The organism is Mesorhizobium sp. M0701 (assembly GCF_040320365.1).
Taxonomy (GTDB): domain Bacteria; phylum Pseudomonadota; class Alphaproteobacteria; order Rhizobiales; family Rhizobiaceae; genus Mesorhizobium.
Window position 1 is genome coordinate 13,069 of the sequence record NZ_JAMYPO010000054.1, and the last position, 23,622, is coordinate 36,690.

The following is a 23,622-nucleotide window of genomic DNA, read 5'->3' on the forward strand; positions in this document are numbered from 1 at the left end:
TTAGCTGCCTCCGGCATTGAGTTTCTGGCGATATTTTTCGGCGTCCCAGTTGATCAGCTCGTCATTCTCCGCCGCTGTCAGATAATTCAGCTTCGCCGCGACATCGATCCGCGCTGTCACGTCGGAAAGGCAGCGCTGCATGGCGTCGGCACCGGCGCCGGCGTCGCCGCGCATCAACACGCCGAGTCCAGGAAACAGGATCGCCACGGGTGCGGCGCCGCAGCGCTCGATGACGCGCTTCACACCCTCGTCCGGTCTCGCCACGACCGAGCCTTCGCCGAGAAAGATGACGTGGTCGGGGTAGAGGCTGCCACCCGAAGCCATGCGGCAGCTTTCGGGGTCGATCGCCACCGCATGCGCCTCAACGTCCGCCGGCAATCTGTAGTCGCTGTCGCCGGCGCGCGCCGTCAATGCCGCGATGTCCGGTTCCGCCACCCGGCGCGGCGGCCGCGCCAACAGTCGTGTCACGCGCCGCAGCAGCATGTCGGCCGCGGCGACGGTCTCGGCTGCAACGACCAGGCCGTGATTGCCGAGGATCAGGATATCCACGCCTGGCCGAAGGCGCTCGGCGATACCCTGCGCGAGCGGCAGTCCCGGCCGGCGATAGGGAACATACGCCCATTGATGGCCGTCGAGCCGCCTGGCGGCCTCGGCCTCGCAGTCGGCCTGCACGGCCAGCGAAATGGTCTCGACGCAGTGAACATGCAGAACGATGCGCTGCGGCATCAGCGCATGCACGGTGGTCTCGATCGACGGGCGCAAGCCGCGCGCGTTGAGGGCGCCGACAGTGAAGGCCTGCGGCTGTTCGGCGGCCGGGTCGCGCCGTTCGATGGCGTCGAGCAATGGCGGGATGCCGACCGGCACCATGATGTCCGCGATGAGCGCGTCCTTCAGCCAGGTGCCGGAGGCCTTGATCCAGAGCGTGTCGCCGGCTTTCAGCGAGGTGTTGCCGCCGGCGGCCTGGGTCAGATGCGGGTCGCTGCCGATGGCGGCCGAAAGCGACCGCAGCGCTGCCAGTTCCTGCGCATCCGCACTGATCGTCATCGAAATTCCTCCACAAACCGGCCGCGTGGCCACGGCTTTGGACGTCCCGGTGCCGGGACGAAGACCGACGCTGGTATCGCAGATGCGAGTAAGTTACGTCAACAGTGATGTTATCGCGTCAGATCAGGCTTGCAATCCGAGGCGTGTTGAGTAAGTTGCACCAATTGCCGTGCAAAATGGCAATGCCGTGCAAAATGCTTGGGAGGCAAGCGCATTGGGAGGTAAGGGTTGAGCGACTCCGGCCGCCAGCGCCAGATTGTCGAGCTTTTGCGGGACCGGCCTTTCGCATCGGTGCGCGAGCTGCAGGAGCGGCTTGGCGTGTCGGCGGCGACAGTGCGGCGCGACATCGACAAGATCGACGAGGCCGGCGAAGCGCGCAAGGTCTATGGCGGCATCTCGGCGCTCGATGGCGCTTCGCAAGCCGGCGTCGCCTATGCCAGGCCCTATGACGAGAACCGCGACCTCGCCGTCGAGGCCAAGCGGCAGATCGCCGCTCTCGCCGCCACCATGGTGCGCGACGGCGACGCGGTCATCGTGCATGGCGGTTCGACCTGCTTCCATCTCGGCGTCAAGCTCGCCGATCGCAACATCCGGCTCTACACCAACTCGATGCCGCTCGCGGCCTATCTCAGCGACCACGGCCATTGCAGCCTCACCGTCGCCGGCGGCGAACTGCACCGCGAGCCGGGCATCATCCATTCGCTGACGCAGACGGTGCCGTTCTACGCCTCGAAGTTCTTTCTCGGCGCGCAAGGCATCGGCCAGGAAGGCCTTCTGGAATCGCACCCGCTGCTGGTCCGCTCGATCGTCGAGCTCAGCCTCTGCGCCGACCAGATCGTCGTGCTGGCCGACAGCCGAAAACTGTCGATCCACGCGCGCAATGTGGCACTGCCGCTGTCGCGGATCGGCACGCTGGTCACCGATGACGGCCTGTCCGAGACAGATGCCCGCATGCTCGAAGATGCCGGCGTCATGGTGCGGATCGCGGCTTCCTCGGGAGGCGCCCAGTGAACATCGCCGTCCTCGATTTCGGCAAGACCAATTCGAAGCTGTTCGTCTTCGGCCAGGACGGACAGATCCTCGACGAGCGCCGCACCCAGCCGAGCTGGATCCGCAAAGGCGGCTTCAGCGTGCTCGACGAGCCAGCGCTGCACGACTGGGCGGCTCGCGCCATCGATGATGCAGTCGACACGCATGGCGTGGAAGGGCTGATGGTATCCGGCCATGGCTGCACCTTCGCGTTGGTCGACGAAGCCGCGCTGACGCATCCGATCCTCGATTACGAGCAGGAACCGCCAGCTGAAATCGCCGCGCAGATCGACCGCCGCATTCCGGATTTTGCCGAGACCTTTTCGCCGCGCCTGCCGCTTGGCTTCAACTACGGCCGCCACATGTTGTGGCTGAAGCAGGTGGAGCCCGGTGCCTTCGCCACAGCGAAATCGATCCTCGGCTACCCCCAATATTGGAGCTGGCGGTTTGGCGGCCGGCCGGTATCGGAAGTGTCGTATCTTGGCTGCCACTCGCATTTATGGGCGCCGCGCAAACGCGATTTCAGCTCGCTGGTCGATGCCGAGGGCTGGCGCGGCCAGATGCCCGCCTTCGAGCGTGCCGGCGCGGTGATCCGCGAGCAGCGCTTCGGCCAGGCCGCGAAGCCAGTCGCCATCCATAATGGCGTCCACGACAGCAATGCCGCGCTCCATGCCTACCGCCGGCAGCAGCTCGGGCCGGTGACCGTGGTCTCGACCGGCACCTGGGTGGTCGTGCTCAATCCGGACTGCCCGCTCGACGCACTCGACGGCGAGCGCGACATGCTGGTCAATGTCGATGTCGATGGCGGCCCGGTGCCAACCGTCCGCTTCATGGGCGGGCGCGAATTCGCCACGATCAGCGCCGGCTGGCAGGGCGCAATCGCGCCGTCATCGATACAACGGGTGATCGACGCCGGCATTATGGCGCTGCCGAGCTTCGCGCCCGGCGGCCCGATGCCGCACCGCCGCGGCGAACTGGTCGGGCGTACGCCCAATGCCGAGGAACGCGCGGCCATGGCGCTGCTCTATGTCGCGCTGATGGTCGATCTGTGCCTCGAGCTGATCCATTCGGACAACACAGTGATCGTCGACGGCGGCCTGAACAATGGCGGGCTGCTTGCCGCGTTGCTGGCGCAGTTGCGGCCCGGGCAGGCTTTCCTGCAGGGCGCAACGCTGGAGGGCAGCGCCACCGGTGCTGCCGCACTTGCCTTCGAAAGCGTCGGACGCGAGTTTGCCACCGAAGCGCCGGAGGCGGTGCATGCGGCAAGTTTCAGCGGCCTTGCCGGCTATCGCAACGACTGGCGCGGCCTTGCCGCCGACCGGGCTGTGGCCAGCGCAGCTGCAGGAGGTGCGCGATGAGCGCCGCCGCCCGGATCGAGACGGTGCGCCAGCCGGTGCTGGAGATGCGCCACATCTCCAAGACGTTCGGTGCGATCCGCGCCTTGCACGATGTGTCGCTGACCGTTCACGCCTGCGAGCTGCACGCGCTGATGGGCGAAAACGGTGCCGGCAAGTCGACGCTGATGAAGGTGCTGTCCGGCGCCTACCGGCCGGACCCCGGCGGCGAAATCCTGATCGACGGCGTGCCGGCCGCGACTGGCGACCCGATCAAGGCGCGCGCCGCCGGCATTGCGGTCATCTATCAGGAGCTGTCGCTGGCGCCTAATCTGTCGGTAGCGCAGAACATTTTTCTCGGCAACGAGCCGCGACGGTTCGGCGTTGTCGACCGCGAGCAGTGCAATCGGCGCGCCAGCGAGATCATCGCGCGGCTCGGCGTGACCTTCTCGGCGCGCACTCCGGTCGCAAGCCTGTCGCTCGGCGAGCGACAGCTGGTGGAAATCGCCCGCGCACTGTCGACCAATGCGCGCATCATCGTCATGGACGAGCCGACCACGTCGCTGACCTCGCGTGAGACCGACCGGCTGTTCGAGGTGATCGCGACGCTGAAGTCGCAAGGCATCGCCATCATCTACATCAGCCACCGCATGGAAGAGGTCTACCAGCTCGCCGACCGCATCAGCGTGCTACGCGACAGCGGCTATGTCGGCACGCTCGACCGCGCCGACCTGAACGCCTCGCGCCTGGTATCGATGATGGTCGGGCGCGATCTGTCGACGTTCTACAAGAAGGATCACCGTCCGCCGGACAGCAAGCGCGCCATCGCGCTGTCGGTGCGCGGCATGTCGGACGGCAATCTCATAAAGAATTGTTCCTTCGACCTCCACAAGGGCGAGGTGCTGGCACTGGCCGGCCTGGTCGGCTCGGGCCGCACCGAACTGGCACGGCTGATCTTCGGCGCCGACAGGCACACATCAGGCACGCTGGAGCTCGGCGGCAAACCGATATCCATCGGTTCGCCGAGCGAGGCGCTCGATGCCGGCATCGCCTACCTGACCGAGGACCGCAAGCAACTTGGCCTGTTTCTCGACATGTCGATCTCCGACAATATCAGCATGGGCGTGCTGGCAAAGGACGCGAAGGCCGGCGGTTTGCGCGACTTCACGGCTGCCGAAAAGCGCGCTGCCAAGGCGGTGTCAGACCTCTCCATCCGCACCAGCTCGGTGCAGGCCAATGCCGGCTCGCTGTCGGGCGGCAACCAGCAGAAGGTGCTGCTCGCCCGCCTGCTGGAAACCGAGCCGCAGGTCGTCATCCTCGATGAGCCGACCCGCGGCGTCGATGTCGGGGCGAAGTCGGAAATCTATCGGCTGATCGACAATCTGGCCAAGAAAGGCATCGCCATCCTGATGATCTCCAGCGAACTGCCGGAGGTGATCGGCATCGCCGACCGCGTGCTGGTGATGCGCGACGGCACCATTGCCGGCGAGGTGACGGCGTCGGAGGGCGAGCCGCTGCGGCAGGAAGCGATCATGGAACTTGCAACGGGAGCGGCTCAGCGATGACCGACAAGGTGGCCGACACGATGAAAGCGGACGACCGGGCGGTCGGCAGGAGCACGAGATGGCGTACCGCCATCGCCGCACTCGGCATGCTGCCGATCCTGATCCTGCTGGCGGTCGGCTTCCAGTTCATCAATCCGCGCTTTTTCACCCAGACCAATCTGCTGATCGTCATGCAGCAATCGTCGATCAACATCGTGCTGGCCGCCGGCATGACCTTCGTCATCCTGACCGGCGGCATCGACCTGTCCGTCGGCTCGATCCTTGCCGCCTCGGCGATGGTGGCGGTGATGGTGTCGCTGGTGCCCGATTGGGGACTGCTGGGCGTGCCTGCGGCCATTCTCGTCGGGCTCGGTTTCGGCGTCATCAACGGGCTGCTGATCGCCTATATCAAGCTGCCGCCCTTCATCGTCACGCTGGGATCGCTGACCGCCGTGCGCGGCGTCGCCCGCCTGCTCGGCCAGGACACGACGGTGTTCAACGCGGACCTGCCGTTCGACTTCATCGGCAACGGTTCGCTGTTCGGCATTCCGTGGCTGGTAATCATCGCGCTGGCGGTCGTCGTCCTGTCCTGGCTGGTGCTCAAGCGCACCGTGCTCGGCACCTGGATCTACGCCGTCGGCGGCAACGCCGAGGCCGCCAGGCTGACCGGCATCAAGGTGCCGCTGGTGCTGCTCTTCGTCTACGGCGTTTCCGGCCTTCTGGCCGGCCTTGGCGGCGCCATGTCGGCGGCCCGGCTCTATGCCGCCAACGGGCTTCAGCTCGGCCAGTCCTACGAACTCGACGCCATTGCCGCAGTCATCCTCGGCGGCACCAGTTTCGTCGGCGGTGTCGGCTCGATCTGGGGCACGCTGATCGGCGGCCTGATCATCGCCGTGCTGTCCAACGGGCTCATCCTCGCCGGTGTTTCGGACATCTGGCAGTACATCATCAAGGGATTGGTCATCATCGTGGCGGTCGCCCTCGACCGTTACCGGCTCCAGGCAGGAGCAAGAACGTGATGGCCCTTAGTCGCCGGCATCCAACGAGCCGGTTTCATGTGTAACGCACCGTGAGAGGCGCGGGGCATCAGGAGGAAAACAAAACAATGAAGACCATCGCTAAACTGCTCTGCGGCGTCGCCCTTGCGGCCGCCGTCATCGCGCCGGCATCGGCAAAGGATCTGAACAAGGTCGGCATCTCGGTCGGACTGCTCGGCAACCCGTTCTTCGTCGCCACCATCAAGGGCATCGAGGACGCGGCCAAGAAGATCAACCCGAATGTGCAGGTGACCTCGGTATCGGCCGACTACGATCTCAACAAGCAGGTATCGCAGGTCGATTCCTTCATCGCTGCCGGTGTCGACGTCATCATGCTCAACGCAGTCGATGCCAAGGCGATCGCGCCGGCGGTGAAGAAGGCGCAGGCGGCCGGCATCGTCGTTGCCGCTTTCGACGTTTCGGCGCCGGGCGCCGACGTCACCGTGATGACCAACAACGTCAAGGCCGGCGAAGAGGCGTGCCAGTATCTGGTCGACAATACCGGCGGCAAGGGCGACTATGTCATCCTCAATGGCCCGGCCTCGTCGTCGATCCTGGAGCGGGTCAAGGGCTGCAAGGACGTGCTGGCAAAGCACCCCGACATCAAGATCCTTTCCGACGACCAGAACGCCGAAGGCTCGCGTGACGGCGGCCTGAAAGTGTTCCAGTCGCTGCTGACGCGTTTCGACAAGATCGACGCGGTCTTCGCCATCAACGATCCGACGGCGATCGGCGCCCAGCTTGCGGCCAAGCAGCTCAACCGCTCGGAGTTCATCTTCACCGCGGTCGACGGTGCACCCGATATCGAGAAGGAACTCGCCTCCGGCACGTCGATGATCAAGGCCTCGGCCTCGCAGGATCCTTATGTGATGGCCGGCCAGTCGCTGACGATGGCGGCTGACCTGCTTGCCGGCAAGAAGCCGGCCGAGCCGACGGTGCTGCTCGACCCGAAGCTGATCACGGCCGACAATTTGAAGGATTACAAGGGCTGGACCGCGGCTCGCTAAGCCTCCCAAGCCTGGTGTGGCCGGGATGACCGGCCGCACCTTTTTGTCCGAGCATCGGCTTGCCAAAACCGCTTTGGACTTGGGTCAGCTGGAAATAACCGGAGACGATCATGTCGCGCATCGGAATCCACTCATTCGTCTGGTCGGCGAGCTCGGCGCAGGGCGACCTCGAGCGGACGCTGGCCAACACCAGGGAAGCCGGCTTCGACCTGATCGAATTCTCCTATCTCGACCCCGCCAACGTCGACATTGACGGCTTGGCCAAGCGGATCGCCGATCTCGGCCTCGGCGTTGCGATCAGCATTGGACTGCCGGCCGACGGCGATATTTCGAGCGCCGACAAAACGATTGCGGCGCACGGCGTCGAAATCCTGGAACGTACGATCGCGCTGACCCGCGATCTCGGCGGCCAGAAGGTTGCCGGCATCCTCAGCACCAGCCACGGCTTGCAGAGCGAGGCGCCGACGCGTGACCAGTGGAACCGCAGCGCCGGCACGCTGGCCGAGGTGGCGGACACGGCAAAATCAGCCGGCGTCACCCTCAACCTCGAAATCGTCAACCGCTTCGAAAGCAACCTGCTCAACACCGCCGCGCAAGGCATGGCATTCATCGCGGACAGCGGCTCCGACAATATCTTCCTGCATCTCGACAGCTTCCACATGAACATCGAGGAGGCCGATGTCGGCTTGGCCATTCGCAATGCGGTCGGGAAGATCGGCTATGTCCATATCGGCGAGAGCCATCGCGGTTTCCTCGGCACCGGCAATATCGATTTTGCCGCGATATTCGATGCGCTGACCGCCATCGGCTACAGCGACGACCTCAGCTTCGAATCCTTCTCCTCGGAAATCGTCGACGAGAACCTGTCGCGGAAAACCGCGATCTGGCGCAATCTGTGGACCGACAATATGGAACTGGCCAAGCATGCGCGCCGTTTCATCGCGCTGGGACTGGAGACGGCACGACGCAAGGTCGAGCTTGTTTCCGCAACGCACCGGCCCTGAGCCCTCGCAGTTCCGAAGTCGATCTGGTTAGGCCAGAGGCGCTATATTAGCCGGCAAAACGCGGCCCAAGTTCCTCGATGCGGCGAATCATCGCCTGGAAATCCTCCAAAATGCGCTGGTGCAGGTGAACCGCCAGTTCCGGGTATTCCTCGAGGATGCGGCGGAACATCTTGCGGCTGAGCCGCAGCACTTCCGAATCGATTTCGGCGGAGGCGCTGGTCAGCCGGTTGGTGTCGGCGATCAGCGCCAGTTCGCTGAGCATGGTGCCGGGGCCGACGGTGCCGATCGGGATGCGCTCGCCGTCGTGCTCGCGGTAGAGGACGATGCGGCCGCTGACGACGATGTAGGCTGAATCGGCCTCGTCGTCCTCGCGGTAAAGCTTGTGGTCGGCTTTCAACATGGTGGTTTCGGCGCCGAAGGCGAGCAGACGCAGCTGTTCCTGCGTAAAGCCCTCGAAGAGCCTCACGGTGGACAGGATGCGGATGTCGTCATCCAGCGCCATCTAGCTATGTCCCCGAACCGTCAGTCCGACTCCTCCCCTACGAGGCCGATCCAAAACCACCTCCAGCCTCAGGACCGTACCCGAAAAGCGCCCCGCCCGGATCGCTTATTTGAATAATGAAATGTTTAAGGAACCAGCTTGTAGCCGCCGCTTTCTGTCACGAGAATTTCCGCGTTGGAAGGATCGCGCTCGATCTTCTGGCGCAGCCGGTAGACGTGAGTTTCGAGCGTATGCGTGGTGACGCCGGAATTGTAGCCCCAGACTTCCTCCAGCAGCACGTCGCGGGTCACCACCTTCTGGTCGGCACGGTAGAGATATTTGATGATCGAGGCTTCCTTTTCGGTCAGCCGCACCTTGGCGCCGCGCGGGTCGATCAGAAGCTTCTGGCTGGGCTTGAACGTGTAGGGGCCGACCGAGAAAGTGGCGTCCTCGCTCTGTTCGTGCTGGCGCAACTGCGCGCGGATGCGGGCCAGCAGCACGGCAAAACGGAACGGCTTCGTCACATAGTCGTTGGCGCCGGCCTCGAGGCCAAGGATGGTGTCGGAATCGGTATCATGGCCGGTCAGCATGATGATCGGCGCCTTGTAGCCGCCCTTGCGCAATATCTTTACCGCCTCGCGGCCATCCATGTCGGGCAGGCCGACATCCATGATGAGCAGGTCGATGAGCCCGCCACGCGCCGTGGCGACGCCTTTGGCGGCGGTCGCTTCCTGCAGGACATCGAATTCCTCATAAAGCGACAATTGCTCGACAAGGGTGCCGCGCAGGTCGTCATCGTCGTCGACGATCAGAATGGTGCGTGAAGTCATGGATCAATCCGTTGTTTTGAAAAGAGATTTCAGTTGACCGCTGCCTGTTTATGCGGAAGCTGACCGGCACAACAGCCGTTCACAGTGATTTGTTCCGTGGCACGATCATACAAGAAAAAACACGATCGCAATGCAGTCGGCGCAATTTTGCCGAAAGGGCTCACCGTGCTCACCGTGCGCGCGCGCCCCGGCCAACCCAGCCAGGGCTTTCTGCAGGCCGGCAAACTGGTGTTTCCATGTGCGCTGGGGCATGGCGGCATCTCGGCCGGCAAGCGCGAGGGCGACGGCGCCACGCCGCTTGCCTCGATGCGGATATTGTCGGGATATTTTCGCGGCGACCGTTTTGCCGGCGGCCGCCGGACGCGGCTGGCGATGACGCCGATCGGCCGCGACCTCGGCTGGTGCGAAGTGCCTGGGGACCGCAACTACAACCGCCCGGTCAAAATCCCCTATGGCGCCAGCCATGAGCGGATGCTGCGCACCGACGATCTCTATGACGCCTGCCTGGTGCTGGACTGGAACATTGTGCCGCGCCGGCGCGGGCGCGGCAGCGCCATCTTCTTCCACCTGGCGCGCCCCGGCTTCACGCCGACGCAAGGCTGCGTCGCGGTAACCGCCCGCACCATGGCGCGGCTGCTGCCGCTGCTGTCAGAGCGGACGGTGGTAAGGGTGGTAAGGTAAGGGAGTAGGGGAATAGGGGGTAGGGAATAGGGCAGTAAGGGTAAGGCAGGCGCGGGCGCGCCGCTTAGCTTCCTACTCCCCTACTCCCCTACTCCCCTACTCCCCTACTCCCCTACTCCTTTGCCACCCTATGTCGAGAAGGCCGAGCCGGCCGCGTTCGCGGTCCATGGCGCGTGCGATGTCCTTGCGTTCGCCGCCGATGTCGCGAAGCTGGCGATCGGAGAGATCCTCGACATTTTGGTAGGGAAGATTGACCGCGATTTTTGCGTGCCGAAGCCAGTCAAGCATGGCGCGCAGCCAGGCCGGGCGGAGGGTTACCGAGCGCAAGGCGATGTCAGACATGGTGCAATCCGCTTCTCCGGACATCAAATCCGGTTTGATGTTTCTTCGATGCTCAGATCATGGCGGATTGAAATTCAAACGGGAAACGAGTAGTTTTTTCTGCATCTTCAAGTTCTGTTTGATGATTGGAATGCTCGACCGAACCCTCGACCGAACCCTCCTCGTCTGGCACTGATGGCGCGCCTGCTGCCTGGAACCCGTGCGCTGCGGACGCTGGAGGCAGCGGCGCGGCACCTCAATTTCACCCGCGCCGCCGACGAGCTCGGCCTGACGCCGGCAGCGGTCAGCCATCAGATCAAGGAAATCGAGGATCAGCTCGGCATCGTGCTGTTCACACGCACCAGCCGCACGATCCGGCTGACCGAGGCGGGCGCGGTGCTGTTCGAAGCTTCGACCGATGCGCTCGACCTGCTTGGCCGGGCCGTCTCACGGGCGCAGAAGACGGCGCGCGGATCGGCGCTGCTGAAGGTCACCCTCGATGCGCAATTCGCGACGAAGTGGCTGATGCGGCGCGTCGACGATTTTCGCAAGCAGCATCCGGCAATCGAGCTGCGTTTCGACATCAGTTACGAGGTGCGCGACTTCGATCGCGACGACGTCGATCTCGGCATCCGTTTCGGCACCGGCAAATATCCGGGGCTTCGCTCGCACCGGCTGTTCGAAAACGTCATCATCCCCGTCTGCAGCCCGGCCCTGCTGCGGTCAGGGCCGCCGCTCAAGGAGCCGCGCGACCTGTTCCACCATACGCTGGCCCATATCGAGTGGTCGCGCCAGGGCGTCACCTGGCCGAACTGGAGCATGTGGATGGCGGCGGCGGGCGTCGACGATTTCGACGACAGCCGGACCATCGTGTTCGGCAATTCGACCGATGCCGTCCAGGCCGCGCTCGACGGCAACGCGGTCGCGCTCGCCGATTTCGCCATGGTGGCGAACGACCTTTCGGAAGGTAGGCTGATCCGGCCGTTCGAACTCGGCATCAAGGTCGCGCCCGAATTCGCCTATTTCCTGGTCTATCCGGAGACTGCGGCGAACGATGCGCGCATCGTCGCCTTTCGCGATTGGCTTCTTGAGGAAATCGCCAGGACGCCGAGCTGACGGTCAGCCCGCCGCCGCGCCGAACCAGCCGATCACCGCGCCGATGAGAAGCAGCACGCCGAGCCAGTGACCAACATCGATGAGCGTCAGATCCCAGCCGAAACCTTCGTAGCGATGGTTGACCGAAAGCGTGGTGGCGACGAACCCCAGCCAGAAAACGAAGCCGAAGATCACCCCGGCAAGCAGGCTCGGCTCGCCGCCGGTCACGGCGCCGATGATCAGCGACATGACCAGCGCCATGACGATCTCCGCGACGAAGGAGACGACGAAGGGCAGCATCGATTTGCTCATCGTCGCCGGATCAAGCTTGGCGGCCTTCAGCCACGGCTTGCTCAAGCCCATGTACCAGGCCCCGCCGAACAGCCACGCCACGACGGCGGCGACGATTACCGCCAGCCAATTGATTGCTGAAAAATCCATGGTTCCCTCCGGTCGATTGCGCGATGGAACGCCTGTTCGGCGATGCCGTCAAGCAAGGCGCCAGACGGTGGTGCGCTTGACCTCGGCGTCCTCCAGCGCCCGGGTCACCGCCACTTGATAGACGGCAAGCGGCTCCAGTCCCGCCCTCGGCAGATAGGAGCGGCCGGGATCGCCGACGAGAATGTCGGCGCCGCGCGCCTTCAGCGCGACGAACCATGGCATCAGCCTGTCGGCGAAAGTTTTGTCGTAGAAGACGTCGCCGGCCAGCACCAAGTCCCAGCCGGCATCGCTGCCGATGCAGTCGCCGATGAGGAATTTTATCTCGGTCCCATTTGCCTCGGCATTGAGGCGGATGGCGGTCGCGCAGAACGGGTCGATATCGGCGGCGATCACCTCGGCAGCTCCGGCCTTCACCGCGGCAATGGCGACAAGGCCGGAGCCGGAGGCGAAGTCCAGCACGCGCTTGCCGCGCACCGCCGCCGGATTGTCTAGGATGTAGCGGGCAAGGCCTTGGCCGCCGGCCCAGGCAAAAGCCCAGAAGGGCGGCGGCAGGCCGATTTCGGTCAGCTCGTCCTCGGTCCGCCGCCACAGTTCGTGCGCCTCGTCGGCCAGCTGCAGGCGGATCTCCGGCACATGTGGCGGCGCCATCAGCGCCGTGTTGTCGAGGATGAATTTCCTGGCGCTGTCCGGCGTCAGCGCCGTCATGGCGCCGGCGTCAGGCCGCCCATGCGGCAAACCTCTTGCCATTCGGCCGGCGTCACCGGCTGCACGGACAGCCGCCCGAGCCGCACCAGCGCCATGTCGGCCAGCGTTGGATTGGCCTTGGCCTGCTCCAGCGTCACCGGCTTCGGCATGTCCTTGAAGGCGCGGATGTCGACGCACTCCCAGCGGGGATCGTCGGTGGTGCTGTCCTGATGGGCCAGAGCGCAGACTTCGGCGATGCCGACGATGTCCAGCCCGTCATTGGAATGGTAGAAGAAGCCGAGATCGCCGATCTGCATCGCCTTCATGTTGTTGCGCGCCGCATAATTGCGCACGCCGTCCCATTGCGTGCCGGCCTTGCCCTTGGCCTTGAGGTCCTCGAAGGAGAAGACCGAGGGTTCGGATTTGAACAGCCAGTAGTTCATCTCAGTTATCCCGTTGCCGTTGTCGGTTTGTCGCTATCCAGCGTTGGCGCTGCCCCTCACCCTTACCCGCTCCCGGTAAGGACGGGGAGAGGGGTCGCCAGCGCTGGAGCTTCTCCCTTCTCCCCGTTCTTCACGGGGAGAAGGTGCCGGCAGGCGGATGAGGGGCAGCGCGAACGAACGATCATTCACTCACAGGTTTGTTGAAGCTCCAGTTCCACTGCCGGATTTCGACGCTTTCGAACAGCCCTGCCTTGGTATAGGGATCGGCCGCCGACAGGGCTTTTGCCGCCGCCAGATCGGGCGCCTCGACAACGGCGAGAGTGCCGTTCGGCTTGCCGTCGGCGTCGAGGAACGGGCCGGCGAAGGCCAATTTCTTGTCGCCGTTCAGCCCTTCCAGGAAGGCAAGGTGCTTGGGCCGCGTATCGAGCCGCACCTGCAGCCTTCCTGGCTTGTCCTTGCAAATCAACGCAAACAGCATCTTTCCATCTCCGCAATCGTTCGCGATTACATCTCGGTTTCGGTCTTGAGTGGCCTTGTCATCAACGCCGACACAGCCTGGTCTATGGTTATGGTGCCGTCCAGTATGGCGGCGACGGCGGCGATGATCGGCGCGTCGATCCGGCGCTCGCCGGCGATGCGGGCGGCGATTGCCGCCGTCGGCACGCCTTCGGCCAAAGGCAAGCCGGCAAGCGGCTTGCCTTGCCCCAGCGCCAGCCCATAGGCGAAATTGCGCGACTGCGCGGACGAGCAGGTGAGCAGCAGGTCGCCGAGGCCGGAAAGCCCCATCAGCGTCTCCGGCCTGGCGCCAAAGGCGGCGCCGATGCGGCGCAACTCGACGAAGCCGCGCGTCACCATCGCCGCCTGGGCGCTGGCACCGAGCCCGGCGCCGGTGACGGCACCCGCGGCAATGGCAAAGACGTTCTTCAGCGCGCCGCCGATCTCGACGCCGATTAGATCGTCGCTCGAATAACAGCGCAGATTTTCCGCCGAAAAGCGGGCGGCAAGGTCGGTGGCCAGAGCCTCGTCGCGGGCGGCGACCACGACGGCCGTCGGCAAGCCCCTGGCGACGTCGGTGGCAAAGCTTGGGCCGGACAAAGCGGCGACCGGATTTGCCGGCAGTATTTCCTCGGTGATGGACGATAGCAGCGCGCCGGTGTCGCGCTCGATGCCCTTGGCGCAGAGGACCAGCGGGACGCCTTTCGGCATATGGCTGGACGCGGCCGTTAGCATAATCCGCAACGATTGCGCCGGCGCTACCGCCAGAACGCAGTCGGCACCGTCGAGCGCCGCCTCGATGTCGCTCGTCGCCACGATGCCGGGATCGAGCGCGATGCCCGGCAGATAGCGCGGATTTTCGCCACGGTCGACCGCCGCGACGGTCTCCGGGTCGCGCGCATAGAGGCGGACGAAATGACCGGAGCGCAGCGTGGCCAGCGCCAGCGCCGTGCCCCAGGCGCCGCCGCCGAGCACGGCGACGCGCCAGCCGCTTGGCGCCTTGTGCTCGCTGCCGGTCATGCCTTGGCCCCACGCCGGCCCGAGCCGACCATCGGGGCCGAGACGCTGTCCAGCGGCCAGCGCGAGCGCGGCACGAAATCGGCGGCGTTTTCACCTGATATGCCGGCGCGCAAGCGCTCGATGCCGGCCCAGGCGATCATCGCCGCATTGTCGGTGCAGAGGTTGAGCGGCGGCGCGACGAAGCTGAACCCGGCCTGCTCGCACAGGCCCTGCAATGTCGCCTTGATGGTCCGATTGGCGGCCACGCCGCCGGCGACAACCAATGCAGGCTCGGCCTTGTCCGGGAATTGCTGACGGAACCGGGTCAGCGCCCGCGCAACACGGTCGCCCAGCGCATCCGCCACCGCCGCCTGGAACGAGGCGCAGATATCGGCGACATCCTGGTCGCTCAGCGGGGCGATCGCGGTTGCCGCCTGGCGCACCGCGGTCTTGAGGCCGGAGAAGGAAAAATCGGGCTGCACCGAGCCCTTCATCGGGCGCGGAAAGGCAAAACGCGTCGCGTCACCGGTTGCCGCCGCCTTCTCGACATTCGGTCCGCCCGGATAGGGCAGGCCGAGCATCTTGGCCGTCTTGTCGAAGGCCTCGCCAAGCGCGTCATCGATGGTCGTCGCCCAGCGCTGGTAGTCGCCGACGCCGCGTACGGCGACGATCTGGGTATGGCCGCCGGAGACCAGCAGCAAGAGGTAGGGAAAGTCGAGCCCGTCGGTCAATCTGGCCGTCAGCGCGTGGCCTTCGAGATGGTTGATGGCGATCAGCGGTTTTTTGGCTGCCGCGGCGATTGCTTTGGCCATCATCAGGCCGACGATCAGCCCGCCGACAAGACCGGGACCGGCGGTGGCGGCAATCGCATCGATGTCGGCGAGGTCGACGCCGGAATCGGCCAGCGCTGCCTCGATGATGCCGTCGAGCGCCTCGACATGGGCGCGCGCGGCGATCTCCGGCACGACGCCGCCGAAAGCGGCATGCTCCTCGATCTGGCTGAGCACTATGTTCGACAGGATTTGCGGCGTGCTGCGACCGTCCAGCGCCACCACGCTGGCGGCGGTCTCGTCGCAACTCGTCTCGATGCCCAGAACGCGGATCAATTCGTCGCTGTCCAAAAATCATACAGATTGTACTGTCGGCCTTTCCCCGATAGGAGAAAACCCGAAAACCTGCCGGGGGTTATCACGGACGGCGCGTCATGCAAACAACCTTGAAAATCGGAACACGCGGCAGCCCGCTGGCGCTGGCGCAGGCGCATGAAACGCAGGCGCGGCTGATGGCGGCGCATGGCATGCCGGCGGAAGCTTTCGAGGTGGTCGTCATCTCGACCAGCGGCGACCGCATCCAGGACCGGCCGCTGTCGGAAGCCGGCGGCAAGGGCCTGTTCACCAAGGAGATCGAGGAGGCGCTGCTGGCGCGCCGCATCGACATCGCCGTGCATTCGTCGAAGGACATGCCGACGCTGTTGCCCGAGGGGCTGGAACTGTCCGCGTTCCTGCCGCGCGAAGACGCGCGCGATGCCTTCATCGGCAAGGCGGCGCGAACGATTGCCGGCCTGCCGCAAGGCGCCAGGGTCGGTTCGTCGTCGCTGCGGCGCCAGGCGCTGATCCGGCGGATGCGGCCGGACCTCGAAGTGGTGATGTTTCGCGGCAATGTGCAGACGCGGCTGCGCAAGCTCGACGACGGCATCGCCGACGGCACCATCCTCGCTTATGCCGGGCTGAAGCGGCTCGGCCTCGAAGACGTCGTCACCGACCTGATGCCGCTCGAGGTCTTTCCGCCGGCGCCGGGGCAAGGCGCGATCTGCATCGAAAGCCGCATCGGAGACCGCGACGTGGAACAGATGCTGGCAGCGATCCACGACCGGCCGACCGGCGAGGCGCTGGCCTGCGAGCGCGCCTTCCTGGCGGCGCTCGACGGGTCCTGCCGCACGCCGATCGCCGGACATGCGACGATATCGGGCGGAACGGTTTCCTTTGCCGGGCTGATCATCTCGCCCGATGGCACGCAGTCGCATGAAGTCAGGCTGCAAGGGCCGGCGCAAGAGGCGGCGCGCATTGGCGCGGAAGCCGCGGCGACCGTTCGGGCCAAGGCCGGCGAAACATTCTTCGATGGCTGGACCTGACATGCTCCGCGTCCTTGTGACGAGGCCCGAACCGGGCGCGTCGCGCACGGGGCGCCGGCTTGCGGATGCCGGCTTTCAGCCGATCCTGCTGCCATTGACCGGAACCGTGGCGCTGCCGGTCGATGCCGGCGCGCTCGCTGACGCCGCGGCGGTCGCGGTCACCAGCGCCAATGCCGTTCGCCATGCGCCGAAAGAGGTCATCGCGGCGCTCGCCGGCTTGCCGTGCCACGCCGTCGGCAGGAAGACGGCGGAAGCCGCCCGCGCTGCCGGGTTTCTGTCGGTCAGCGAAGGCGCGGGCAATGCCGAGGCGCTGGCCGATGCGCTCGCTGGCGGTTTTGCAGGGCAGACGATCGTCTATCTCTGCGGGCGGGTGCGATTTCCCGGCTTCGAGGAAGGGCTGTTGGCGTCGGGCGTTCAGGTCCGCGCCGTCGAGACCTACGACACCGTTGTCCTGGACTACTCCGACGAGGCCGTTCTTGCGCGCCTGTCCGCCCGGCCGGTCGAGGCGGTGCTGCTCTATTCGGCCAAGGCGGCAAAAGCGATGCAGGCCCTGGCTAGCCGGCCGGCGCTGCGTAGCCTTTTCCAGGAAACGCGCTTTTTTGCCTTGTCGGGACGTATTGCCGCCGCCATCGGCGATGTCGCCGGCGAAAGGATCCGGATTGCGCCTGAGCCCTACGAAGATGCCTTGCTAGGACTTTTGCAGGCGCCGCGCTGATGGCATTCGCTGCGGCTCTGTGCCGTCCTTAGGGGCGGCGCCAAACTCAGGTGATTGCTCTCGGGCACATTTTGTTCTTGCTTTGTGCCGGCAGCTATGCTACTAATTTGGTTACGGTGCCAATTGGCTCCAACGACCCGCCCGCCGAGGCGGGTTTTTTGTGTGCCGAGCATGGGCCTTGGCTTGAAACGCGGATTCGGCCCTGCGGCGTTTTGCCAAAACTGAATTCCAAGCCGTGGCGTCATCACGCCGCCCCTTTTCACCGCTTGGTGATGTGCTAGACCCTTCAAACCATCCCGAAGCGAATTTTGCGGAGCCCGAGCATGGTCAAGACGCCGAAGATGCGGCATTCCAAGAGCCGCCGTGAGCCGGTGACCATCGAGCTCGAACCTGGCGCCGTCTCGCGAGTCGCCGACGAACAGGATGCCGTGACCTCGCAGACCGACGAGGCGCGGGCCGAGGAAGCGGCGAACGCCTCGCAGCCGGAGCCACCTGAAGAGCCGGTGCATGCGGACCAGACCGATCTCGAGCCATGGGAACATGCCGACGCAGCCGCGCCGGCCGGCACGCAAGAGCCGGCGGACGCCGGCGCCGATTCTGCCAGGGAAGCGGAAACCCCTTATCCCGCCGGTTCGGATGCGCCGGCCGGGCGCCCCACGGTTTCCGACTACAGTTTCGAAGATGCATCCAGCGGAACCGGGGCCAACGAACCGGGGATCCCAGGTTCCGGCGAGAAGACAGCTGAGACGAGGGACGATCATATGGCAGCGCAGCCGAAGCGAAGCGGCATCAACGGCATCGCCGCCGGTATTGTCGGCGGCGTCATCGCCCTCGCCGCGGCCGGCGGGCTGCAATTTGCCGGCCTGCTCGGTGCGCCGGGGTCGGGCGGCGTGTCGCTCGACGCAGTCAATGGTGAGATCGTTTCGCTGAAACGCGAGGTCGCGGACCTCAGACAGGCCGGCGCCAACAATGACGCATCGGCCAAGGTGGACGGGCTGTCGTCGGCGCTGGATCAGGTCAGGGCGGACGTTGCGACGTTGAAGTCGGCGGTCGAGCAAGGCGGTGCCGGCGACAATGCCGGCCTGGCGGCACTTGGCGACAAGGTAAGGCAGATCGAGACGGCGGTTGCGGCCCTCGGCAAGGCCGGCGGTACGGCGCCGGTCGATCTCGGCCCGCTCAACGAAAGGCTGGCCGCGCTCGATGCGCTGGTGAAATCGGCCGGCGAGACGACAAAGGCGCAGGACAGCCGGCTTGCGGCCCTGGAACAGTCGGTTTCACAGATCTCGGGCAAGGTCGATGCACAGGCTTCGCAGCCGAAGATCGCACTGGCCATTGCCGCTTCGGCGCTCAAGGCAGCGCTCGACCGTGGTGCACCGTTCGCCGCCGAGCTCGAAACCTTTGCCGCGATCTCACCCGATGCACCCGAGATCGCGACGTTGCGCACCTATGCCGAAAAGGGCGTCCCGATGCGCTCCGAGATCGCCGCCGAAGCGGACGGCGCCGCCAACGCGATGGTCGCTGCCGCGACGCCCATCGACCAGAATGCCGGCATCCTGCAGAAGCTGCTGTCCAGCGCCGAATCGCTGGTCAAGGTCAGGCCGATCGGCGCCGTCGAAGGCACCGGCGTTCCGGAAACCGTCGCGCGCATGGAGGTCGCGGTCAACCAGGGCGACTACGCCAAGGCGCTCAGCGAATACGAAACCCTGCCTGAGGCGGCCAAGGCCGCCGGCGCCGACTTTGCCGGCAAGCTGAAAGCGCGGATGGAGGTCGAGACGCAGATCGATTCGCTCATCGCCGGCGCAATGAAGGCGTGAGGAACCCAATGATCCGCATCCTCGCCTTCCTTGCCGTCGTCTTTGCGCTCGGGCTCGGCTTCGCCTGGCTGGCCGACCGGCCGGGCGAAATGCTCGTCACCTTCAACGGCTATCAATACCAGGTCAGCCTGATGGTCGCGGCGGTGGCGGTCGTTGCCGTGGTTGCCGCGGTGATGATCGTCTGGTGGCTGGTCAAGGCGCTGTGGACCAGCCCCTATACGATCTCGCGCTATTTCCGCGTGCGTCGCCGCGACCGCGGCTACCAGGCGCTGTCGACCGGGATGATCGCCGCCGGCGCCGGTGACGGCGCGCTCGCCCGCAAGAAGACCAAGGAAGCGGCAAAGCTGATCCGCTCCGATCAGGAGCCACTGATCCAGCTGCTCGACGCGCAGGCCTCGCTGCTCGAAGGCGACCATGAAGGCGCCCGCGAAAAGTTCGAGACCATGCTCGATGATCCCGAAATGCGGCTGCTCGGCCTGCGCGGGCTTTATCTCGAGGCCGAGCGGCTCGGCGACCGCAACGCAGCCCGCCACTATGCCGGCCGTGCCGCGGCGGTAGCGCCGCAACTGGCCTGGGCGGCCGAATCGACGCTGGAAGACCTGACCGAACGCGGCGACTGGGATGGCGCGCTGAAACTGGTCGACGCCCAGAAGTCGACCCGGCAGATCGAGCGTGACGCCGCCAACCGGCGCCGCGTCGTGCTGTTGACCGCCAAGGCGCAGGCGCTGATCGACAGCGATGCCAATGCCGCCCGGACGGCGGCTCTGGAAGCCAACCGGCTGCGGCCGGATTTCGCGCCGGCGGCGGTCGTCGCGGCGAAATTGCTGTTTCGGCAGAACGACGTGCGCAAAGGCTCGAAAATCCTCGAGGCGGCGTGGAAGGCCGAGCCGCATCCGGAGATCGCCGAGCTCTACACCCATGCCAGGCCGGGCGATGCCGTGCTCGATCGGCTGAACCGGGCAAAGAAGCTGCAGGAACTGAAGAAGAACCATGCCGAGTCCTCGCTGGCCGTGGCGCGCGCCGCGCTCGATGCCCAGGAGTTTTCAACCGCCCGCCGCGAGGCTGAAGCCGCCATCCGCATCGATCGCCGCGAAGGCGCCTATCTGCTGCTGGCCGATATCGAGGAGGCCGAAACCGCCGACCAGGGCAAGGTGCGGCAGTTGCTGTCGAAGGCGGTGAGAGCGCCGCGCGACCCGGCCTGGGTCGCCGACGGCGTCGTCTCCGAGCGCTGGGCTCCGATATCGCCGATCACCGGCAGGCTCGATGCATTCGAATGGCGGGCGCCGATGGAGCGGCTCGGGCAGTTGATCGACGGTCATGAGGATACGCCGGAGGCGCCGGTGCCGGCCATCGCGGCTCCAGCCAGGCCGGTACAGGAAAGAGCCGGGACGATCGAGCACACGGCGGAGACACCGGGCACAGCGACCGAGGAGAAGATGGACGACCGTGCCGGCGAGGATCATGTGACACCAATCACCGCGGCGGCGTTTGCCCAAGTGCCGGAAGATGCCGAGGCCGTCGAGCCGGCGCAGGAGCTGACGCGGCTGCCCGACGACCCCGGCGTCGATCCAGACGACGCGGCGGATAAATCGACGCGCCGGTTTCGTTTGTTCTGATCAGGGTCGAGTGGACCCGGGCTTATTGGGAATGATTTGATGTTCGAACGCGTTTTGTCGTTTCTAAGGGATCTGCCGTCCGGTGGTGGCGCCAGCCCCAGCGCCGACGATCCGCGCATTGCTGCGTCCGCCCTGCTTTTCCACGTGATGAACGCCGACGGGGTGCGCCAGGATACCGAATGGGAACGGTTCAAGAAGGTGCTGGCGGAAAGCTACTCGATCAGCGGCGACGAACTCGACGCGTTGGCGGCTGCCGGCGAGCGGGCCGACAATGAGGCGATCGACCTCTACGCTTTCACCAGCGTGCTCAAGCGCCATCTCGACGCCGAGGCGCGAAAGGCCTTCATCGGCCTGATGTGGGAGATCGTCTATGCCGATGGCGAGCTGCACGAACTCGAGGACAATACCGTGTGGCGGGTCGCCGAGCTGATCGGCGTCGAACGTCGCGACCGTGTCGAGGCGCGCCTCAAGGCGGCCGCCGCGGCTCCTGGTGCTGCCGGAACCTCAAGCGACGAATAGACAGGATCCCGCCTTCCAATGCCGCCCAAGCCAAGTCCGAGACCAAAGATCCTGATCGTGCTGCATCAGGAGCATTCGAGCCCCGGACGGGTCGGCCATATGCTTATCGAGGAAGGCTTCGACCTCGACATCCGCCGACCGCCGCTCGGCGAGGCCTTGCCGCAGACGCTGGATGGCCATGCCGGCGCCGTGGTGTTCGGCGGGCCGATGAGCGCCAATGACGGCGACGAGTTCGTCCGCCGCGAGACCGACTGGCTCAAAATTCCGCTCAACGAGAACCGGCCGCTGCTTGGCATCTGCCTCGGCGCGCAAATGCTGGTCAAGCATCTTGGCGGCAGGGTCGAGGGCCACGGCGAGTTCCTCGTCGAAATCGGCTGGTATCCGCTGAAGGCGACCGAAGCGGGCAGCAGGCTGATGCATTGGCCGGAGATGGTCTATCAATTCCATCGCGAGGGCTTTTCGCTGCCGAAGGACGCGACGCTTTTGGCGACGGCCGAAACCTATCCCAACCAGGCCTTCCGCTACGGCGACAATGCCTGGGGCATCCAGTTCCATGGCGAATTGACCCGGGCGATGATGCAGCGCTGGGTGGTGCGCGGCGCGCACCGCTTCGAACTGCCCGGCGCGCAGCCCGGCCGCGACCATCTCGGCGGCCGGCTGATCTGGGACATGCACCTCAAGCGCTGGCTCGGCGAGTTCCTGCCGATGATTTTCGGCAAGCCGGCGCTGCCGTAATCAGTTTCGCCCCCTGAGATGACGCACCTTGCGCAGCTGCGGGAACAGCACCGCCCATAGGCCGGCAACAGCGATCGCCCCGACACCCCCGACCACCACGGCCGGAACCGTGCCGATCAACGCCGCCATGGTACCGGCACGGAATTCGCCGAGCTCATTGGAAGCGCCGACAAACACCTGGTTGACAGCGTTGACGCGGCCGCGAACGTCGTCCGGCGTCCACAGCTGGATCAGCGTCTCGCGGATATAGACGCTGAACATGTCGGTGGCGCCGAGCAGCGCAAGGGCCGCAATCGACAGCCAGGTGATGGTCGAGAGGCCGAACAGAACCGTGAACGCGCCGAACAGCGCGACGAAGCCGAGCATCACAAGGCCGGCATGGTTGCGGATCGGGTGTCCGGCCAGCCAGATGGCGACGCAGATGGCGCCGACGCCGGGCGCCGAGCGCAACAGGCCGAGCCCCCATGGGCCGAGTTCGAGGATATCGCGCGCGTAGACCGGCAGCAGCGCCGAGGCGCCGGACAGGAGCACCGCAAACAGATCGAGCGAAATCGCGCCGAGCACGATCTTTTCGCTCCAGATGTAGCCGAAGCCGGCGAACAGGGTCTGTACCGTCGGCCTGTCGGTCCGGCTGCGCTGGGCAGGCTTCGGGATGGTTAAGATCAGCACGGCGGCAACCAGCATCAGCACGGCGGCGGTGGTGTAGGCGGCTTCGGCTGAAAGCCCGTAGAGCAGGCCGCCGGCGACCGGCCCGACGATGGTTGCCGTCTGCCAGGCGGACGAGTTCCAGGCGATGGCGTTGGCGAAATCCTCGGGCGGCACCAGATTGGCGAACAGCGATGAGGAGGCCGGCCCCAAGAAGGCGCGCGCGATGCCGAACATGGCGAGCACGATGAAGACCGGCATCGGCCCAGAGAGGCCGCGTAGCGTCAGCAGCAGCAGGGCCAAGGCGCAGCCCGCCTCGACCAGCACCGCCAGCGCCATGATCAGACGGCGCCCGAAACGATCGGCAACGTCGCCGGTGACCAGCACCAGCAGCAGCGAAGGCAGGAACTGGACGATGCCGACAAGGCCGAGGTCGAACGGGTCGCGGGTCAGGTCGTAGATCTGCCAGCCGACGGCGACCGACACGATCTGGGTAGAGAATGTCGAGAGGAAGCGCGCCGCCCAGTAGCTCAGGAACGGCCGGTGGCGAAAGGCGGCATAGCGCTGGTCGGATGGTACTTGGGATTCTGTGGTCATGGAATAAGGCCCCGTGGCGGCTATGTCGGCCGGCGGGGCACTTCCACGATGGGCGCTGGTCCGGCCAAAAAAGCCTTTAGCGCAGTTCGGCGCAGGGCGCGCGCAAAAATCCGGCCTGGATCAACAATTTCGTCCTGGCAGATAACAAGCGCATGGCAAATTGCAAACCTTCGAGACTAGCCGAAACACCTCTCGCTTCGTCATCCCAGGGCGGAGCAAGGAGCGAAGCGACGTCGCGGAGACCCTGGGATCCATGCCGTCACGTCAGCCGAAGAATACAGCGGCTCAGAACGGCACTTGTATCCGCAACTGTGCCAGCTACCCTTCAGCCATGACCGGCTATACCTACATGACCGCGAGCCAGAAGCGCGGCACGATCTA

Annotated in this window: 25 protein-coding genes; 14 read left to right on the forward strand and 11 right to left on the reverse strand. The window is 65.4% G+C overall.

Going from position 1 to position 23,622, the window contains the following annotated elements:
* The gene (locus tag NKI24_RS31490) at positions 1-1,044 is read right to left on the reverse strand and encodes a class II aldolase/adducin family protein (protein ID WP_352748461.1); all 1,044 of its coding nucleotides are present in this window, start codon (positions 1,042-1,044) and stop codon (positions 1-3) included.
* 228 nt (positions 1,045-1,272) lie between these two features.
* Between NKI24_RS31490 and NKI24_RS31495 the strand changes: the two genes are divergently transcribed.
* The 6 genes from NKI24_RS31495 to NKI24_RS31520 all read left to right on the forward strand — a co-directional run bounded on the left by NKI24_RS31495 (position 1,273) and on the right by NKI24_RS31520 (position 7,999).
* The gene (locus NKI24_RS31495) at positions 1,273-2,055 is read left to right on the forward strand and encodes a DeoR/GlpR family DNA-binding transcription regulator (protein ID WP_023680486.1); all 783 of its coding nucleotides are present in this window, start codon (positions 1,273-1,275) and stop codon (positions 2,053-2,055) included.
* Positions 2,052-3,431: an FGGY-family carbohydrate kinase gene (locus tag NKI24_RS31500; protein WP_352750308.1), complete on the forward strand. Its 1,380-nt coding sequence runs from the start codon at positions 2,052-2,054 to the stop codon at positions 3,429-3,431. The genes NKI24_RS31495 and NKI24_RS31500 overlap by 4 nt, the downstream gene beginning before the upstream one ends.
* Positions 3,428-4,972, forward strand: coding sequence for a sugar ABC transporter ATP-binding protein (locus NKI24_RS31505; protein ID WP_352750309.1), 1,545 nt, complete (start codon positions 3,428-3,430; stop codon positions 4,970-4,972). Before NKI24_RS31500 ends, NKI24_RS31505 begins: the two co-directional genes overlap by 4 nt.
* 20 nt (positions 4,973-4,992) lie before the next feature.
* Positions 4,993-5,970, forward strand: coding sequence for an ABC transporter permease subunit (locus NKI24_RS31510; protein WP_502894527.1), 978 nt, complete (start codon positions 4,993-4,995; stop codon positions 5,968-5,970).
* Between the two features lie 86 nt (positions 5,971-6,056).
* Positions 6,057-6,995: an ABC transporter substrate-binding protein gene (locus NKI24_RS31515; RefSeq protein WP_352470775.1), complete on the forward strand. Its 939-nt coding sequence runs from the start codon at positions 6,057-6,059 to the stop codon at positions 6,993-6,995.
* 110 nt (positions 6,996-7,105) lie between these two features.
* Entirely contained in the window at positions 7,106-7,999 is an 894-nt protein-coding gene (locus NKI24_RS31520; RefSeq protein WP_352750310.1) for a sugar phosphate isomerase/epimerase family protein, read from the forward strand.
* Between the two features lie 46 nt (positions 8,000-8,045).
* Here NKI24_RS31520 and NKI24_RS31525 read toward each other — a convergent pair whose 3' ends face one another.
* A complete protein-coding gene (locus tag NKI24_RS31525) occupies positions 8,046-8,501 on the reverse strand; it encodes a Crp/Fnr family transcriptional regulator (protein WP_352470773.1) in 456 nt (151 codons plus the stop codon).
* Positions 8,502-8,626: 125 nt separating this feature from the next.
* Positions 8,627-9,310 carry a response regulator transcription factor gene (locus NKI24_RS31530; RefSeq protein WP_023680479.1) on the reverse strand — a complete coding sequence of 228 codons (684 nt, stop codon included), beginning with the start codon at positions 9,308-9,310 and terminating at the stop codon, positions 8,627-8,629.
* Between the two features lie 144 nt (positions 9,311-9,454).
* Here NKI24_RS31530 and NKI24_RS31535 point away from each other — a divergent pair, with 144 nt between their 5' ends.
* Complete coding sequence (locus NKI24_RS31535) at positions 9,455-9,991, forward strand: L,D-transpeptidase family protein (protein ID WP_245274862.1); 537 nt, start codon at positions 9,455-9,457, stop codon at positions 9,989-9,991.
* A gap of 96 nt (positions 9,992-10,087) precedes the next feature.
* Here NKI24_RS31535 and NKI24_RS31540 read toward each other — a convergent pair whose 3' ends face one another.
* Positions 10,088-10,333 (reverse strand): hypothetical protein, encoded by a 246-nt coding sequence (locus tag NKI24_RS31540; protein WP_352750311.1) that lies wholly within the window; start codon positions 10,331-10,333, stop codon positions 10,088-10,090.
* Between the two features lie 174 nt (positions 10,334-10,507).
* Between NKI24_RS31540 and gcvA the strand changes: the two genes are divergently transcribed.
* A complete protein-coding gene (gene gcvA / locus NKI24_RS31545; protein ID WP_352623008.1) occupies positions 10,508-11,428 on the forward strand; it encodes a transcriptional regulator GcvA in 921 nt (306 codons plus the stop codon).
* A gap of 3 nt (positions 11,429-11,431) precedes the next feature.
* On the opposite strand, the gene NKI24_RS31550 is transcribed toward gcvA, so the two are convergent.
* The 6 genes from NKI24_RS31550 to tsaD all read right to left on the reverse strand — a co-directional run bounded on the left by NKI24_RS31550 (position 11,432) and on the right by tsaD (position 15,572).
* The gene (locus tag NKI24_RS31550; protein WP_352750312.1) at positions 11,432-11,848 is read right to left on the reverse strand and encodes a DUF1761 domain-containing protein; all 417 of its coding nucleotides are present in this window, start codon (positions 11,846-11,848) and stop codon (positions 11,432-11,434) included.
* Between the two features lie 48 nt (positions 11,849-11,896).
* Positions 11,897-12,553, reverse strand: a complete 657-nt coding sequence (locus tag NKI24_RS31555) for a class I SAM-dependent methyltransferase (protein ID WP_352705002.1) — start codon at positions 12,551-12,553, stop codon at positions 11,897-11,899.
* A complete protein-coding gene (locus NKI24_RS31560) occupies positions 12,550-12,975 on the reverse strand; it encodes an EVE domain-containing protein (protein ID WP_352750313.1) in 426 nt (141 codons plus the stop codon). The genes NKI24_RS31555 and NKI24_RS31560 overlap by 4 nt, the downstream gene beginning before the upstream one ends.
* A gap of 181 nt (positions 12,976-13,156) precedes the next feature.
* The gene (locus tag NKI24_RS31565) at positions 13,157-13,453 is read right to left on the reverse strand and encodes a YciI-like protein (protein ID WP_352750314.1); all 297 of its coding nucleotides are present in this window, start codon (positions 13,451-13,453) and stop codon (positions 13,157-13,159) included.
* Between the two features lie 26 nt (positions 13,454-13,479).
* Positions 13,480-14,490 carry an NAD(P)H-dependent glycerol-3-phosphate dehydrogenase gene (locus tag NKI24_RS31570; protein ID WP_352750315.1) on the reverse strand — a complete coding sequence of 337 codons (1,011 nt, stop codon included), beginning with the start codon at positions 14,488-14,490 and terminating at the stop codon, positions 13,480-13,482.
* Positions 14,487-15,572: a tRNA (adenosine(37)-N6)-threonylcarbamoyltransferase complex transferase subunit TsaD gene (gene tsaD, locus NKI24_RS31575; RefSeq protein WP_352750322.1), complete on the reverse strand. Its 1,086-nt coding sequence runs from the start codon at positions 15,570-15,572 to the stop codon at positions 14,487-14,489. The genes NKI24_RS31570 and tsaD overlap by 4 nt, the downstream gene beginning before the upstream one ends.
* A gap of 101 nt (positions 15,573-15,673) precedes the next feature.
* Here tsaD and hemC point away from each other — a divergent pair, with 101 nt between their 5' ends.
* The 6 genes from hemC (at position 15,674) to NKI24_RS31605 (ending at position 21,999) form a co-directional block, all read left to right on the forward strand.
* Positions 15,674-16,600 carry a hydroxymethylbilane synthase gene (gene hemC / locus NKI24_RS31580; protein ID WP_352750316.1) on the forward strand — a complete coding sequence of 309 codons (927 nt, stop codon included), beginning with the start codon at positions 15,674-15,676 and terminating at the stop codon, positions 16,598-16,600.
* Position 16,601: 1 nt separating this feature from the next.
* Positions 16,602-17,315: a uroporphyrinogen-III synthase gene (locus NKI24_RS31585; protein WP_352750317.1), complete on the forward strand. Its 714-nt coding sequence runs from the start codon at positions 16,602-16,604 to the stop codon at positions 17,313-17,315.
* A 323-nt stretch (positions 17,316-17,638) separates the two neighbouring features.
* Entirely contained in the window at positions 17,639-19,129 is a 1,491-nt protein-coding gene (locus tag NKI24_RS31590) for a COG4223 family protein (RefSeq protein WP_352451314.1), read from the forward strand.
* Positions 19,130-19,137: 8 nt separating this feature from the next.
* Positions 19,138-20,745, forward strand: coding sequence for a heme biosynthesis protein HemY (locus NKI24_RS31595; RefSeq protein ID WP_352750318.1), 1,608 nt, complete (start codon positions 19,138-19,140; stop codon positions 20,743-20,745).
* Between the two features lie 39 nt (positions 20,746-20,784).
* Complete coding sequence (locus tag NKI24_RS31600; protein ID WP_023678200.1) at positions 20,785-21,264, forward strand: tellurite resistance TerB family protein; 480 nt, start codon at positions 20,785-20,787, stop codon at positions 21,262-21,264.
* Between the two features lie 18 nt (positions 21,265-21,282).
* Positions 21,283-21,999, forward strand: coding sequence for a glutamine amidotransferase (locus tag NKI24_RS31605; RefSeq protein ID WP_352750319.1), 717 nt, complete (start codon positions 21,283-21,285; stop codon positions 21,997-21,999).
* On the opposite strand, the gene NKI24_RS31610 is transcribed toward NKI24_RS31605, so the two are convergent.
* Positions 22,000-23,241, reverse strand: coding sequence for an MFS transporter (locus tag NKI24_RS31610; protein WP_352750320.1), 1,242 nt, complete (start codon positions 23,239-23,241; stop codon positions 22,000-22,002).
* Positions 23,242-23,622: the final 381 nt, after the last annotated feature.

Coding starts and splice junctions, on each gene's coding strand:
- NKI24_RS31550 (WP_352750312.1), bottom strand. CDS start 11,848: ATGGATTTTTCAGCAATCAATTGGCTGGCGGTAATCGTCGCCGCCGTC.
- NKI24_RS31510 (WP_502894527.1), top strand. CDS start 4,993: ATGAAAGCGGACGACCGGGCGGTCGGCAGGAGCACGAGATGGCGTACC.
- NKI24_RS31610 (WP_352750320.1), bottom strand. CDS start 23,241: ATGACCACAGAATCCCAAGTACCATCCGACCAGCGCTATGCCGCCTTT.
- NKI24_RS31600 (WP_023678200.1), top strand. CDS start 20,785: ATGTTCGAACGCGTTTTGTCGTTTCTAAGGGATCTGCCGTCCGGTGGT.
- NKI24_RS31605 (WP_352750319.1), top strand. CDS start 21,283: ATGCCGCCCAAGCCAAGTCCGAGACCAAAGATCCTGATCGTGCTGCAT.
- NKI24_RS31570 (WP_352750315.1), bottom strand. CDS start 14,490: ATGACCGGCAGCGAGCACAAGGCGCCAAGCGGCTGGCGCGTCGCCGTG.
- NKI24_RS31540 (WP_352750311.1), bottom strand. CDS start 10,333: ATGTCTGACATCGCCTTGCGCTCGGTAACCCTCCGCCCGGCCTGGCTG.
- gcvA (WP_352623008.1), top strand. CDS start 10,508: ATGGCGCGCCTGCTGCCTGGAACCCGTGCGCTGCGGACGCTGGAGGCA.
- NKI24_RS31525 (WP_352470773.1), bottom strand. CDS start 8,501: ATGGCGCTGGATGACGACATCCGCATCCTGTCCACCGTGAGGCTCTTC.
- NKI24_RS31490 (WP_352748461.1), bottom strand. CDS start 1,044: ATGACGATCAGTGCGGATGCGCAGGAACTGGCAGCGCTGCGGTCGCTT.
- NKI24_RS31555 (WP_352705002.1), bottom strand. CDS start 12,553: ATGACGGCGCTGACGCCGGACAGCGCCAGGAAATTCATCCTCGACAAC.
- NKI24_RS31590 (WP_352451314.1), top strand. CDS start 17,639: ATGGTCAAGACGCCGAAGATGCGGCATTCCAAGAGCCGCCGTGAGCCG.
- NKI24_RS31515 (WP_352470775.1), top strand. CDS start 6,057: ATGAAGACCATCGCTAAACTGCTCTGCGGCGTCGCCCTTGCGGCCGCC.
- NKI24_RS31585 (WP_352750317.1), top strand. CDS start 16,602: ATGCTCCGCGTCCTTGTGACGAGGCCCGAACCGGGCGCGTCGCGCACG.
- hemC (WP_352750316.1), top strand. CDS start 15,674: ATGCAAACAACCTTGAAAATCGGAACACGCGGCAGCCCGCTGGCGCTG.
- NKI24_RS31560 (WP_352750313.1), bottom strand. CDS start 12,975: ATGAACTACTGGCTGTTCAAATCCGAACCCTCGGTCTTCTCCTTCGAG.
- NKI24_RS31565 (WP_352750314.1), bottom strand. CDS start 13,453: ATGCTGTTTGCGTTGATTTGCAAGGACAAGCCAGGAAGGCTGCAGGTG.
- NKI24_RS31530 (WP_023680479.1), bottom strand. CDS start 9,310: ATGACTTCACGCACCATTCTGATCGTCGACGACGATGACGACCTGCGC.
- NKI24_RS31595 (WP_352750318.1), top strand. CDS start 19,138: ATGATCCGCATCCTCGCCTTCCTTGCCGTCGTCTTTGCGCTCGGGCTC.
- NKI24_RS31505 (WP_352750309.1), top strand. CDS start 3,428: ATGAGCGCCGCCGCCCGGATCGAGACGGTGCGCCAGCCGGTGCTGGAG.
- NKI24_RS31520 (WP_352750310.1), top strand. CDS start 7,106: ATGTCGCGCATCGGAATCCACTCATTCGTCTGGTCGGCGAGCTCGGCG.